Below are 13,002 nucleotides of genomic sequence, written 5' to 3' on the forward strand. Positions count from 1 at the left end.
TCAGACGAGCATGCGGAAACGGTCGGTTCCCACCCTCTCACTGCATGATATGTATCGTCCGGTATGGGACGGCTCGGTAAATCAAATCTCGGTCCCCGATATCGTCCCACCGGACTTTCTTTTTTTGCTGCACTCTCTCGCTTAAGCGAATACCTGCTTACTTCTTCCCATAGTCATAGGGTGGAACTTCCTTGTCGTCCGTTGGGTCAATCGTGATTTGCCCTTGCTCCAGAATTCTTTTCATCACAACAGAAGTTTTGGAGCCTTTAATGTTCAGCAGGAAGCTTGGCGCAAAAGTGGATTTGTGATCCGGGAACAGTCCACGGTTGGTCATATAGCTGGTTACCACAACGTTATTTCCTTTGCCTTGCGGAATAGCAAAATGGGCATACGTCCAAGTAATATCATCACGATCCAGATTTTGGTGAAGAACGAGACCGGTTCCATTCAAGGGTTTATAAGGCCCTGTCAAAGAAGTCGATACGTAACCCAGCATGTAAATCTCGTCACTTCCAATGGCATCAACGGTAACTTTGGAACCTCTGGTGCTTGTAAACAAATACCACAAACCATTCATTTTGAAAACATTCGCCCGCTCAATCTCATCCGTTACCAGATTGGATGCAATTAGCGGGTCCATAACTTTTTTCAACGTATAGTCATTATTTAATTCCACGATTCCCAGAGCACCGTTCGCCACTTCGGCCCCATTTTTTTTAGGACTTTGCAGCAGATTTTGTAGCTCTTTGGTGAAAAATTCGTTATTTCCGCCATAATACGCAGATTTATTAAGGGAATCCTCTCCCTGGTAGCCCGTCTCTGTACCTGTGTTCGCTTCAAATATGATGTATTTCTTCCCTTGATCCTCAATATAATGGGGGTCTCTGAATGTGTGGTTATCCAGGTTTACTCCCACGCTTTGCAGGACATTCTGGTAAATTTTCCCGTCTCCAGCATCGTAAATCGATTTGAGGTCCTCTATACCATTCACTTTCAGGGTTTCGTCATCGGGTTGAGAGAGATTGACTTGGGCCGTAGCCAAGGTTTGCTTGCCGTACAGTTTGTTTTCCGGCTCATAAGGCTGTCTGCTGGTATAAAATAAACGCACTTCTCCATCCGACGTTAAAGTAGCAGAACCGGACCATTCCTCCGCCTGATTTTTCAGGATCGCTTCATTGGATAGGATTTTATCGTTATCCTTAAATACTCTTCCGGCATTTTTCCAGCCTTCCAGCGAGGTGTTGCCTGCTTTTTGATAGAACAGATAAATAAACGTATCCTCTGCTCTTTTAGGATCGCCTGCCAATCCAAACACAATATTGTACCCCTTGTAATTAGCTATCGTGCCATCGGCATTTTGTAACGGCCAAGTATCCCACACATCAAAATCAATGAGCTTGCCCGACCCGTCGCGGCCTTTTGCCGAAGGGATATTTTTGATGGTAGATGCATCAAAGGATGGAACTTCGAATTTTTCTTTGCCCTGCTGTTTGAAAATGTTCAGCATATCATGACGCGTGATTTGAGTAAATCTGCTGTCATCCTCAAGATCACCACTGTCTTTTTCCTTCGCAAAAGCTTGAAAGCCGCCCCCTAACAGCAAGGTAGTTGCTACTGTTACGGTAGCTGCTTTTCTGAACAAGTTGTTAAACTTCAAGTACTCCATCTCCCTTATTCTAATTATGCTTTCTAGATTAGAAACCCAACTTTTTGGTTGGTAGGGCCATTCTATATTTAATGCTTAACGATTGATATAGACTAGATATCCCCTTTTATTCAAGGCTAAAAGAAGGAGACACGTCGAACTCTATCCTCATATTTTCCTATTTAATTTCTGAAAATACCATTTCTTTCATTTCATTTACATTTAAATAAGTTCGTTCCTTGCTTTTTTTGCATATTCAATTTTGCTAGGTAGGTCGCTTCATTTTCCTTCAAAATCATTCAAAAACATTCATAAAAAAATCCATTTGCAAACGAATTCAGAAAAATGGTACTTTAGGGCCCCTTTAATTTTTGAGAAAAATATTAGATACATGTGTAATAAGACTATTCTACCATTAATTTACTTATGTAATTATTCACATACGGTATTTCTGACATAAAAAATACACCTCTGATGCTCATTAGCCCAACTATATAAACTGAACTTTCTGCTTTATCTATGTGAGAAAAAAACTAAACCTATTAAACTATCAGGAAATGACGATTAAAAAAATAGCAGTAGCTCTGGACGCTATTTCCCTGTCCCAAGCTACCGCTATTTTCCTATATATTCTGTATTTTCATACGGCTATACAAGCAATAAACATTCTGTTGGCAAGCACCACATGTAACAAGGAAACGATCTACGATTCCTTTATTCCTATGCAGTACCTCCCTGTGCCGCCTTTGCAGGCTTGCTTGCTTCTTCTTCCGTACCCGGTGGACGGTTCCGAAGTCCGAGGACGACAAACCAACTAATAACCGCAATAACAACCATGATGATGAACAGGGAATGCAGACTGTTTTCCAGCACGGAACGGAGCAAGCCAGCGGTCTTGTCACTCAAACTTTGTGAGGCATGAGGTGCAAGCAAACCGTTAATATCCTCCTGCGTAACCCCCTGCTGTGTAAGCTGTCCATCTGCTGTCTGGGCAGCAATGCGATAATTAAGCCATGAACCGAAGGCTGCCACACCAATCGTTTGCCCCAATGTTCGCAGGAACGTATTCAATGCTGTAGATGCACCACGCAACTGGAACCCGACCGAAGACTGGGCAATAATGGTAAACACGGTCATGGAGAAGCCAAAGCCCAATCCATACAATAATGTGGATAGGAACAGCAGCCAGATTGGCGCCGTTTCGCCCATCAGGGTCATCACGAAAGCACCCAGTACAATCAGGGTCAGTCCGACTAATGAGGTTCGACGCGAACCCAAAGTCAGCAAAATGCGTCCCCCGATCATGGAGCCGAACAGCCATCCTACTGACATCGGAGCCAGCGCCAGACCGGATGAAGCGGCATCTCCACCGTGTACGCCCTGAATCCAAAGCGGCAGGTAGCTGGTCAGGCCGATCAACAGAGAACTGACCAGCAGTGCTGCGGCACAGGAAAAAGCGATATCCCGTATCCGAAACAGCTTCAGCGGTACCATCGGTTCCTGAGCGCGCTTTTCAATCACCAAAAACAGAACCAGGAATAAAATAGCAACAGCAGCCAAGGCCAGCAATTCAGGAGAAGCCCAGCCGATATACTGTCCGCCCAGCGCCAATACGAGCAACAGGGCTGTCATTCCGATGGTAAAGGTAACGGCTCCCGGCACGTCGATGCGTGCGGTACGCTTGGCTACCTGCTCACGCAGGTAACGAGCGATGAAGAACATTGCCAGCAGTCCAAAAGGGACGTTAAAACCAAAAATCCATTCCCAGCCAAAATAAGTAACCACGTAACCGCCCAGCAAAGGCCCGATCAGGGAAGAAATCCCCCATACCGAGCTGATCATTCCCTGAACTTTGCCGCGTTCCTCCATTTTGTATATATCTCCGATAATGGTAAAGGTAACGGGAATCACGCCGCCCGCTCCAATCCCTTGAATAGCCCGGTACAAAATAAGCTGCTCCATACTACCAGCCAGCATACAAAGCAAAGAACCGAGTACAAACAATGAACAGCCGATCAGAAAAATCGGTTTGCGACCAAATAAATCGCTAAGCTTGCCGAAAATAGGTGTAGTTACAGCCATCGTCAGCAAATAGGCCGTAAAAATCCAGCTGAGCAAATTCACGCTGCCCAGTTCACTAACAATAGTCGGTCCGGCAGGACCGATGACGGTTCCCTCAATCGCGGCCAGAAAGGTGGCCAATAGAACACCGGTCAGCACGAGCCCGCGCTTCATGGGTTTATCTTTTCCCAAGCAAATCACAAATCCTTTCCTTGTGTAAACTGGTTGCACCTGTGCAATTCGACTGCACAGGATTGGTATTACCCGCACTGCATAATCGTAAACAGGCGGCCTATATAGGCCGCCTGTTTTATACGATGTATATATATTATTGTCTACACATACTTAAATTTTGTCAACTGTAATCGTATGATAAATCCCCGGCACTCTCCGCTTCCTTAACCTGCCCCTTTTCCATGTACAGAATATGGCTGGAAAAGCTTTCAGCGAACTGCATATCGTGGGTGATGATCAGAAAGGCTGCTCCCTGGTCCGCTTGTTCAACGCACATGCGAAGCAGGATGTTCGCTCCTTCATAATCCGTTCCGGCAGTAGGCTCATCCAAAATGTAAAGCTTTTTGGGCAGAATGAACTGCGCAGCTACGCTTAAGAGCCTTTTTTCACCGCCACTCAGCAGGTACGGAGAGGCATTCAGCCTGTGATCCAATCGGGCGGCTGTCAGCAATCGCTGCGCCCGTTCCTCATACGCAGTAGGAATCGGCTCGCCAGCCCGTAATCCAAGCTTGACGCGGACGTTGTACAAGCATTCGTCCCACACCGTTGCAGCCGCAAACTGATGCTCCGGCTGCTGGAACACATAACCGATCCCGGCGGCCAGTTGATGGATCGGCAGCTTCGCCATATCCTGACCCTCCCACCACATGCACCCCTTAGGTGCAGGCAGGAGGCCCATCAGCAGCTTGCCGAGCGTTGTTTTGCCGGAGCCGTTCTCGCCCAGCAGGACGGCTCGTTCGCCGGGCGCAAGGGCAAGGCTCACGCCTGCCAGTGCTGCCCGGCCACTGCCGGGATAGGTGAAGGTCAGCCCCTTCACCTCCAACAACGGCAGGCCGGGCTTCGCCCCCGGCCCTTGGGGCACGCCTCCCCTCCCTGCGGGAGAGGGCAGCAGCCCCAAGGCGCCCAGCTGCGCACCATGCTCGCGCAGCAGCTTGTCAGGCGGGCCTTGCAGTTGCACGGCCCCGCCCTCCAGCACGATGACGCGCTGCGCTGCACGCGCGGCATCGTCCATGCGGCCGGACACGGTGACCACCGTCCGGCCTGCGGCATGGAGCCGCCGGCATAGCAGGGCGAAGTCGCTTTGGGCCGGCGGGTCCAGTTGCGCCGCTGCGTCGTCGAACACGACGAGCGGCGCTTCCAGCGCCAGCACCGCAGCGATAGCGGTGCGTTGGCGCTGGCCACCCGAGAGGCGACGCACGAAGGAGCCGCGCTCGTGGGCAAGGCCGACGGCCTCCAGCGCAGCCGTCAGGCGCTGCGCTATTTCCGCCGGAGGCACGCGCAGGTTCTCCGGCCCGAAGGCAATCTCGTCTTCGACGATTCCCTGCACCAGTTGGGCATCCGGGTCCTGAAGCACGACGCCGACGGTGGAGGCGACAGCCGCCAGATCAGCCGTGTCCGGGTCCATCCCGTATACGGTTAGCACCCCAGTCCGTTCACCTTCACCCGAACGAGACAATCCGCCGTGGAGAAGCTGGCACAGCGTAGACTTTCCACTTCCGCTGGCCCCGACAATCGCAACATGCTCACCCACCGCAATGTCCAGCGTCAAGCCCTGTATCGCGGGTTCCGCCTGATCATCATACCGATAGCCAAAATCCTTCATGGACACGGCTATTTTACATCCAGAGCCATAATCGCTATGTTCATTCCGCACGTGAAGCTCGTCCCAACTCAAAACGTTTTAACAGTCCTGTCCGATTCAACGCATCGCCCAACATCTTGGTCAGCAGACCGCACAGTACAATGCCGCTCAGGATGCGCACGACCAGTGTAATCGTCAGTACCTTCCAGCCCCAATGCATATAGCCGAACATATTGGCTGCCACGATAAACCACAACGGAACCATAGCCCCGCCTGCCAGCATCAACGAAACGGCATTCCAGCGTCGATAGCGCAGTAAAGCAAATACCAGTTCAGCCACAACCATATAGCAGACCGCAGCCGCGATAATAGAAGCGATTCCGTAAACTGAGCCCATAAAGGACTGCACCACTGCACCGAATGAATAAGCAATTACCGCCGTACCCGGCTTACGAATAATATAATAGGCCAGCAAACCATATATCATGTACAGCCCGACAATGGAGGAAGTCGCGATAGGCCCTCCCAGACTGTTTAATGTTTTGTTAATCATCGACAAATAAACGGTCATGACTCCATTCAGCGTTGCCAGCATCGCCATCAATACGATATCCAGCGTCGTAAACTTTGCAAAAATACGAGATTCCTTCATATGTAATTCCCTATCTCCTCTCCAAATATAAACTAGCACATTCTAAATGTATTCATACAAGCTCTTATTGTCAACCTAAATTTATTTATATGGTTGACAATAAGATCAAAAAAAGAGGCTGCTCCCTATAAGCTCCACCATAAAACAGCAGTACCTAATACAGCAACCACAGCACATACATAGCCGGAACGACGACGATCCAGCATGTGAAGATAAGTCCGGTCTGCATATGCTCCAAAGCCTTTGCCCTCCATCGCCAGCGCCGTCTGCTGAACCCGCCTCACGGCATTCACCAGCACAGCAGCCGTATACCCGCCCCACCATGATAGCCGATTCCGCAGCCCACGCGGCGGTTCCTGTCCACGTACACGCCGTGCCGCCATTATGGTACGTCCTTCCTCTTCCAATAAGGGGAGAAACGTCAGTGCCACCGAAATACCGAACGCAAACCGATAAGGGACACGCAAACGCAGATTCAAAACCTGTACAAAATCTCGGGGATCTGTTGTCGATAAATAAATATACGAGGCCAAAAACAGCACAAAAATGCGCAGCGTCAACGCCCCTGCGATATCGAGCCCTTCCGCTGTAATCCAGATCGGCCCCCAAGCTGCCACGATATGTCCTTCCCGAATCGCCAGAATAGACAATATAAAATACGGAATGCCCAGACCAATCAGAAATGACATAGCCCGAAGCTGGCGTGCCAACGTTAAGCCTGCCCCAAACCAAGCCGCAGCGATCAGTACAACCAGCAGCGCAGCTTCATGCAGTGTTGAATCCCATGCCATCGACAGCAGGCTAAAGCATCCCACCAGGATCAACTTACTTAATGGCCCCAGCCTGTGCAGCGGTGACGACCCTCCATTATACTGAAACAACATTTCGCTTCGCCTCCAGTCTGAGCCATTCTTCATGCAGCAAGGAGTACATCAGCATATCCTTAAAGCCTGTAGACGTATGCTGCACTTGCCGTAACAGCCCTTCCTGCGTCCAGCCCATAGAGGACAACAGGGCTTGCGATCCCGTATTTCGCGGGTCCACCAGCGCTTCCATCCGATTCAGCCGAATCGTGTCATACCCGAAAGACAGCACCAGCCGTAGTGCCTCCGACATGTAGCCCAGTCTCCAATAGGGCTTAGCCAACTCGTAGCCGATTTCAGCTTTATAAGCTCCCTCGGTCTGCCAATAATTAAAGCCACAGCTGCCGATCAGCTTCCCGTTCTCCTTCAGCTCTATGCCCCAGCGCAACGCATCCTCCGTCTTTGCCAGCTCATTCAACAGCTCGATCATATCCTCTGCATCCTCACGCCCGGACATCCCCGTAAGGTTCATATAACGGTGAACCTCCGGGTCAGACCAGCAGGCAAACATCGTGGCCGCATCCCCGGTTTCCATCTTTCGCAGCTGAAGACGCGGGCTTTCCAGCGGTGGTATATGCCCCTTACATGCATATGCACACATGTTCAATCATCCTTCCAGTATCAAAGTGACAATAAATATACGCTACATTTAAGCATACCCCTCCAACAAACGCAAACACCCCCCTGCTCCACAAATGCGCCGATCCGGCATCCATGAGAAAAGGAGGGTATGTTTTGAGCCGCTCATTTTCAGGTAAGTGGCCACCCTTTTGAATTGTAGAAACCAAGCAGCGAAGGCGATCCACTTTTCATAAAATGTACGACTGCCGTCAGAATCAGACTGGTCACCACCGCTGAGCTGATTGCACTATGTACCTTTTTCATACCTGACAACTCCTGTTCTTCTCCTGAAATTACGCTGTACAAAGATTAGAGTACGGAGGTCGCTGAAAAGGTTACAGATGTATTTTCCTCTTGACTGAATATATACAATCGTTATATCTTAAATTAATTAACCAATGGTAAAAGTAGCTTGCAGAATTACCTTTTTCTGCCCACATATACAACAGATAATGGTAAAAAATTCACTGATAGGAGCGTGGACTACATGTTTCAGGCTATCCCTTACGAAGGCACACGTCACGAACAATTTGAATCGGTTCTCGGGCAACTCCGAGCACTCATTCATGATGAACCCAATACCATTGCAAATCTGGCGAACGCTTCTGCGTTGCTTGGTCATTTTCTGCCGGATATTAACTGGAGCGGCTTCTATCTCTATGATGGAACCGAGCTTGTACTCGGTCCATTTCAGGGCCAGCCTGCGTGTATAAGGATTCCGCTGGGACGCGGTGTATGCGGTACAGCCGCAGTGGAGCGACGGACCCTTGTCGTAGAAGATGTCCATGCGTTCCCGGGCCATATCGCCTGTGACGCGGCTTCCAACAGCGAAATCGTCCTCCCCCTCATCAAGAACGGGGAACTGCTGGGAGTGCTGGACATTGACAGCCCGCTAAAAGCCCGCTTTGACCACGAAGATCGCGTATTCCTAGAGGAATTTACGGCTATTCTGGTAGCCAGTCTGTAACCAAAATCTGCGTATAATCATCGTCTTACTTCGCCACAATATATAAGGGTCTGGAACCCAAAACCATCCGGTGAAGGAGATTGATGACAATGTACAACAACACCATGGCTCCACAACAGCAGCTTCGTCAATGTGAACAAATTATGCAGCAATTGGTACAACAAACACAGCAAGGAACTGCCATGTATCAGCAGTTGCTACAACAGGAGCAACAAAATGCATCCAATCTAGAGGACCTGGTGCAACGTGAACGTAATGCAGCCCAAATGATCCAAACTGCAATCCAGCACCATCAACAAGCTGTGCAGCAATGCCAGCAAGTCATTCAATTGTGTAGTCAATTGGAAAACACCATCCGCTCCAGCAGCCAAATGACTCAACCCGGCTTTGGCGATAACTACGCCTCCCGTAGTATGCAGCCGTCCTCCTATGGTATGGGAAGCCACATGAATCAAAGCTTTCCGCAACACATGGGTGCAACCGGGCAGCATTATGCAGGCAGCGGTAACATGCAACACTACGGTAACAACAGCCAGCAAGGCATGAGAGCGACACACAGCAGCATGTAAAGCTGCTTTACACGCAAAAGGGATGAACAGCAAGCCATTAAATTAGCTTGCTGTTCATCCCTTTTTATACTTCTTCTCGCAGCCTTTCCCACCAGTTGTTGAGCTAGCTTAATTCACGTTCGGCCAGCACCTTCATCCCGTCTCGCAAATACTCAGCCAATCCGGGTTCATACCCTTCATACATTTTTCTGAAGTCCTCATGCTCCACATACAAGTCTCCCAGCCCGCTATAAATCTCTGCTGTAGGTGTATAGAATCTGCTTACCCATTGGAGATGGCGGCGGATCAAAGCCTGTACTTCTTCACTGCTATGCTTCAATCCCTTATTCATAGCTTCTGCCAACTGCCGATGAATCTGATCCGCCTCTGCCTGAGAATCCAAATAATCCTCTTTGGACCAGTTCTTCGCTGCTGTTTTGCTCTCCTGAATTTTTTCATCAGCCTCTTGACCATAACGTTCCGCCAGATCACGTTCATACATTTCCTGCTTTTCCGGGTCAAACCCTTGGTACAATTGCTCAGGTTGCATCGTCTGTTCTCCTTTCAGATGAGCCACCGTTTCGTCGATGGTCTGTAGGAGAGTATGCAAGCGGAAGACTTTGTTCTGCACCTTGCTTCTATGCTCCAACAAAACCTCGGCCGTTTTTTCCTTCGTCTGCTCCAGCAAGTCGCCAATGTCGGATAATGGTAATTCCAGCTCTCTGTATACCATAATCTGCTGTAGTCTCAACAGTTGCTCCTGTTCGTAATAGCGATACCCGTTATCCCCGACATGGTGCGGTTTCAGCAATCCGATTTCATCATAATAATGCAATGTTCGTACGCTGATTCCCGACAGACCGGATACTTCCTTCACCGTGTAAGCCATTCCGCTTCACCTCCCTTGTTACACAGTCTACAGCCTCACGTGGCGTGAGAGTCAACCCAGCATTATTGCCTTGGTATTATCTTTTACCCGTTAAGCGTGTGGTGAACCGTCCCTGTGACTAGGATAAAATCAATTCCTTTGTTTAAAGATCGAGATCAGACGACTCATATATTCACGCATATTTACAATTAAATCCGAGTCGCCATCATGAAGACACCAATTGTACATAACCCCACGAGCTGCAATAAATAAGTAGTCTGTTATCTCTTCGGATGTCATGCTTTGATCCAACTCTCCCACGGCTTGCCCTCTCTCTATAATCTGTTGAAGTATATTTTGCATACCACGACCCTTAGTAATGAAAAGCTTATTATTACTTGTATATAACTGTTGCACCGTCTCTAAACCAACATTCTGATTATATTCCGCATAAACCTCAAAATACTGAATAAGATCCTGCATAATACTTTCTGATGGTAGTTCATTCTTAAATTTCAATTCAAAGTAGCCATCCGCCTGTGCATACATCTCCACCAAAATATCACTTTTAGTCTTGAAATGATTATAAAATGACCCTACTGACACGCCAGCCTTCCGACAGATATCCTCAATTTTAATTTTTTCCAGGCTCTTTTCATGCATTAGCTCTAATGTACTGTTATATATATTTTTTTTAGTCTGCAAACTTTGCAGCTTGCGTCCATTCAATTGTTTTTTTGACACTCACTTACTCTCCCTCTCTATTGTAAGTATTTCTCTTTCTCAGGTGCCTTGTTCATATTACTTAATTATAATAGGAAATGCTATTTTGTTTAATTGTGAAAACAATCACATAATAATACCTACTCCTATTCTATACTGAATCCATTCGGTGAATGTATTCAGTTAAACGAATGATCCATACTTAGGAGGTATTCTTATGAAAGAAGAACATCAAATTTTATACGAGCCTATGAAAATTGGAAAACTGGAAATTAAAAACCGCTTTGTCATGGCTCCCATGGGTCCTGGTGGGCTTTGTGATGCTGATGGTACCTTTAATGAACGTGGCGTCGAATATTATGTTGAACGGGCAAAAGGTGGGACAGGTCTACTCATTACAGGTGTAACGATGGTTGAAAATGAAATTGAGAAATGTGCCCTGCCGTCCATGCCCTGTCCTACTCTAAATCCCTTGAATTTCGTTAAAACGGGTAAAATGATGACGGAGCGGATTCATGCATACGGCGCAAAAATATTTCTACAATTATCCGCAGGATTTGGCCGGGTAAGTATCCCTTCAATTGTTGGTAAAACGGCTGTCGCCCCTTCTCCCATTCCTCATCGCTGGCTTCCCGATGTAACTTGTCGTGAGCTGACCATTGACGAAATCCACACCTATATCAGAAAATTTGCGGAATCCGCAGCTATTGCCAAAAAGGCAGGCTTTGACGGTATTGAAATCCATGCGGTTCATGAAGGCTATTTATTGGATCAATTTGCGATTTCTTTCTTTAACCATCGGAAAGACGAATACGGAGGAAGTCTGAGGAATCGCTTAAGATTTGCCATAGAGATCGTTCAAGCCATCAAAGCCGAATGTGGTCAGGATTTCCCGGTATCTCTTCGATACAGCATCAAAAGCTTTATTAAAGATTGGCGTCAGGGCGGATTGCCAGGCGAAGAGTTTAAGGAGCAGGGACGGGATATTGAAGAGGGGATTGAAGCTGCCAAAATATTAGAGGAAGCCGGGTATGATGCTTTCAATGGCGATGTCGGTTCTTACGACTCTTGGTATTGGGCACATCCACCCATGTATCAGGAAAAAGGACTTTATCTTCCTTACAACAAAATTTTAAAAACCATTCTAAAGGTACCTGTGATTACTGCTGGCAGATTGGATAATCCAGACTTGGCCAGCAAGGCTATACGTGAAGGAAAAACCGATATGATTGCACTTGGTCGACCATTGTTAGCTGATGCTGATATCCCCAATAAAATCAAGGCTGGGAAAATAGAAAAGATTCGTCCCTGCCTCTCCTGCCAGGAGGGCTGTATGGGTCGATTGGCATCTTTTGCAACAATTTCATGTGCTGTTAATCCGGCTTGCGGCAGAGAAAAAGACTACGCACTCGGAAAAGCAGACCAGTCCAAAAAAGTTTTGGTGATTGGTGGAGGGCCAGCAGGATGTGAAGCTGCCCGTGTAGCTGCTATTCGGGGACATCACGTTACCTTATTTGATAAAAATAACCGATTGGGAGGTAATCTAATCCCGGGCGGAATTCCAGACTTCAAGGAAGACGATCATTTACTTGCGACCTGGTACGAAGGGGAATTAAAGGATTTAAAAGTTGACGTCCGATTGAACACCGAGGTTAACCGGACTACCGTAAAGGAATATGCAGCAGATGCCGTTATTTTTGCTACCGGCTCCTCTCCAAAAACCTTCTCCATCGGTACATCTACCAAGGTGTATTCCGCAGAAGAGGTTCTGCTTGGGAAAAAAGATCCCGGTGCTTCCACTGTAATTGTCGGGGGCGGGCTTGTGGGATGCGAAACTGCACTCTGGCTTGCTGATCAAGGTAAAAAAGTAACCTTGGTGGAAATGCAAGAAGATATTTTAACCGTAGGCGGACCCCTGTGCCATGCAAATGAAGATATGCTGCGTGACCTTGTTGCATTTAAGGATATCCATCTCCTGACCAACGCCAAAATTGTCGATGCCAACGATCAAGAATTTGTTCTTAAAAACAAAGATGGTGAAGAAACGATTCTAAAGGCCGATTCAGCGATTCTAGCTGTAGGATATACTCCTCAACAATCGCTTTATGAAGACATCCAAAATGACGTTTCCGAAGCCTACTTAATCGGTGATGCCAAGCAAGTACAAAATATTATGTACGCTGTCTGGGATGCGTATGAGGTTACCAGAAATATATAGTGCCCTGCTCCCTCCGAAGA

At 47.8% G+C, this 13,002-nt stretch carries 11 protein-coding genes and 1 pseudogene; 3 read left to right on the forward strand and 9 right to left on the reverse strand.

Annotation, left to right across the window (positions count from 1 at the left end; translation table 11 throughout):
• Positions 1 to 157: 157 nt before the first annotated feature.
• The 7 genes and pseudogenes from QD47_RS10865 to QD47_RS33720 all read right to left on the reverse strand — a co-directional run bounded on the left by QD47_RS10865 (position 158) and on the right by QD47_RS33720 (position 7,922).
• Positions 158 to 1,657, reverse strand: a complete 1,500-nt coding sequence (locus QD47_RS10865; protein ID WP_044646138.1) for a glycoside hydrolase family 68 protein — start codon at positions 1,655 to 1,657, stop codon at positions 158 to 160.
• Between the two features lie 708 nt (positions 1,658 to 2,365).
• Positions 2,366 to 3,880 (reverse strand): MDR family MFS transporter, encoded by a 1,515-nt coding sequence (locus QD47_RS10870; protein ID WP_044646155.1) that lies wholly within the window; start codon positions 3,878 to 3,880, stop codon positions 2,366 to 2,368.
• A gap of 171 nt (positions 3,881 to 4,051) precedes the next feature.
• Positions 4,052 to 5,543, reverse strand: a pseudogene (locus QD47_RS33910) (ABC transporter ATP-binding protein).
• A 40-nt stretch (positions 5,544 to 5,583) separates the two neighbouring features.
• Positions 5,584 to 6,174 (reverse strand): ECF transporter S component, encoded by a 591-nt coding sequence (locus tag QD47_RS10880; protein ID WP_044646139.1) that lies wholly within the window; start codon positions 6,172 to 6,174, stop codon positions 5,584 to 5,586.
• Positions 6,175 to 6,299: 125 nt separating this feature from the next.
• Positions 6,300 to 7,058: an energy-coupling factor transporter transmembrane component T family protein gene (locus QD47_RS10885; protein ID WP_044646140.1), complete on the reverse strand. Its 759-nt coding sequence runs from the start codon at positions 7,056 to 7,058 to the stop codon at positions 6,300 to 6,302.
• Complete coding sequence (locus tag QD47_RS10890; protein ID WP_044646141.1) at positions 7,042 to 7,638, reverse strand: GNAT family N-acetyltransferase; 597 nt, start codon at positions 7,636 to 7,638, stop codon at positions 7,042 to 7,044. Before QD47_RS10890 ends, QD47_RS10885 begins: the two co-directional genes overlap by 17 nt.
• A 149-nt stretch (positions 7,639 to 7,787) precedes the next feature.
• The gene (locus QD47_RS33720) at positions 7,788 to 7,922 is read right to left on the reverse strand and encodes a hypothetical protein (RefSeq protein WP_268794241.1); all 135 of its coding nucleotides are present in this window, start codon (positions 7,920 to 7,922) and stop codon (positions 7,788 to 7,790) included.
• A gap of 223 nt (positions 7,923 to 8,145) precedes the next feature.
• Here QD47_RS33720 and QD47_RS10895 point away from each other — a divergent pair, with 223 nt between their 5' ends.
• Together QD47_RS10895 and QD47_RS10900 are read left to right on the forward strand one after the other, a co-directional pair.
• Complete coding sequence (locus tag QD47_RS10895) at positions 8,146 to 8,625, forward strand: GAF domain-containing protein (RefSeq protein WP_044646142.1); 480 nt, start codon at positions 8,146 to 8,148, stop codon at positions 8,623 to 8,625.
• A gap of 89 nt (positions 8,626 to 8,714) precedes the next feature.
• Positions 8,715 to 9,194, forward strand: a complete 480-nt coding sequence (locus QD47_RS10900; protein WP_044646143.1) for a hypothetical protein — start codon at positions 8,715 to 8,717, stop codon at positions 9,192 to 9,194.
• A 103-nt stretch (positions 9,195 to 9,297) separates the two neighbouring features.
• On the opposite strand, the gene QD47_RS10905 is transcribed toward QD47_RS10900, so the two are convergent.
• Both QD47_RS10905 and QD47_RS10910 read right to left on the reverse strand, forming a co-directional pair.
• Positions 9,298 to 10,062, reverse strand: a complete 765-nt coding sequence (locus tag QD47_RS10905) for a MerR family transcriptional regulator (protein WP_044646144.1) — start codon at positions 10,060 to 10,062, stop codon at positions 9,298 to 9,300.
• A 129-nt stretch (positions 10,063 to 10,191) separates the two neighbouring features.
• Positions 10,192 to 10,785: a TetR/AcrR family transcriptional regulator gene (locus QD47_RS10910; RefSeq protein WP_044646145.1), complete on the reverse strand. Its 594-nt coding sequence runs from the start codon at positions 10,783 to 10,785 to the stop codon at positions 10,192 to 10,194.
• A gap of 196 nt (positions 10,786 to 10,981) precedes the next feature.
• Between QD47_RS10910 and QD47_RS10915 the strand changes: the two genes are divergently transcribed.
• The gene (locus QD47_RS10915) at positions 10,982 to 12,982 is read left to right on the forward strand and encodes an oxidoreductase (protein ID WP_044646146.1); all 2,001 of its coding nucleotides are present in this window, start codon (positions 10,982 to 10,984) and stop codon (positions 12,980 to 12,982) included.
• The last annotated feature ends 20 nt before the right edge of the window (positions 12,983 to 13,002 follow it).

Source organism: Paenibacillus terrae, from assembly GCF_000943545.1.
In the GTDB taxonomy this organism is placed as follows: Bacteria; Bacillota; Bacilli; order Paenibacillales; family Paenibacillaceae; genus Paenibacillus; species Paenibacillus terrae_A.

What these genes read in the sequence shown, in the direction of transcription:
- QD47_RS10870 (WP_044646155.1), bottom strand. Translation starts at nt 3,880, where the DNA reads ATGAAGCGCGGGCTCGTGCTGACCGGTGTTCTATTGGCCACCTTTCTG.
- QD47_RS10880 (WP_044646139.1), bottom strand. Translation starts at nt 6,174, where the DNA reads ATGAAGGAATCTCGTATTTTTGCAAAGTTTACGACGCTGGATATCGTA.
- QD47_RS10885 (WP_044646140.1), bottom strand. Translation starts at nt 7,058, where the DNA reads ATGTTGTTTCAGTATAATGGAGGGTCGTCACCGCTGCACAGGCTGGGG.
- QD47_RS10890 (WP_044646141.1), bottom strand. Translation starts at nt 7,638, where the DNA reads ATGTGTGCATATGCATGTAAGGGGCATATACCACCGCTGGAAAGCCCG.
- QD47_RS33720 (WP_268794241.1), bottom strand. Translation starts at nt 7,922, where the DNA reads ATGAAAAAGGTACATAGTGCAATCAGCTCAGCGGTGGTGACCAGTCTG.
- QD47_RS10895 (WP_044646142.1), top strand. Translation starts at nt 8,146, where the DNA reads ATGTTTCAGGCTATCCCTTACGAAGGCACACGTCACGAACAATTTGAA.
- QD47_RS10900 (WP_044646143.1), top strand. Translation starts at nt 8,715, where the DNA reads ATGTACAACAACACCATGGCTCCACAACAGCAGCTTCGTCAATGTGAA.
- QD47_RS10905 (WP_044646144.1), bottom strand. Translation starts at nt 10,062, where the DNA reads ATGGCTTACACGGTGAAGGAAGTATCCGGTCTGTCGGGAATCAGCGTA.
- QD47_RS10915 (WP_044646146.1), top strand. Translation starts at nt 10,982, where the DNA reads ATGAAAGAAGAACATCAAATTTTATACGAGCCTATGAAAATTGGAAAA.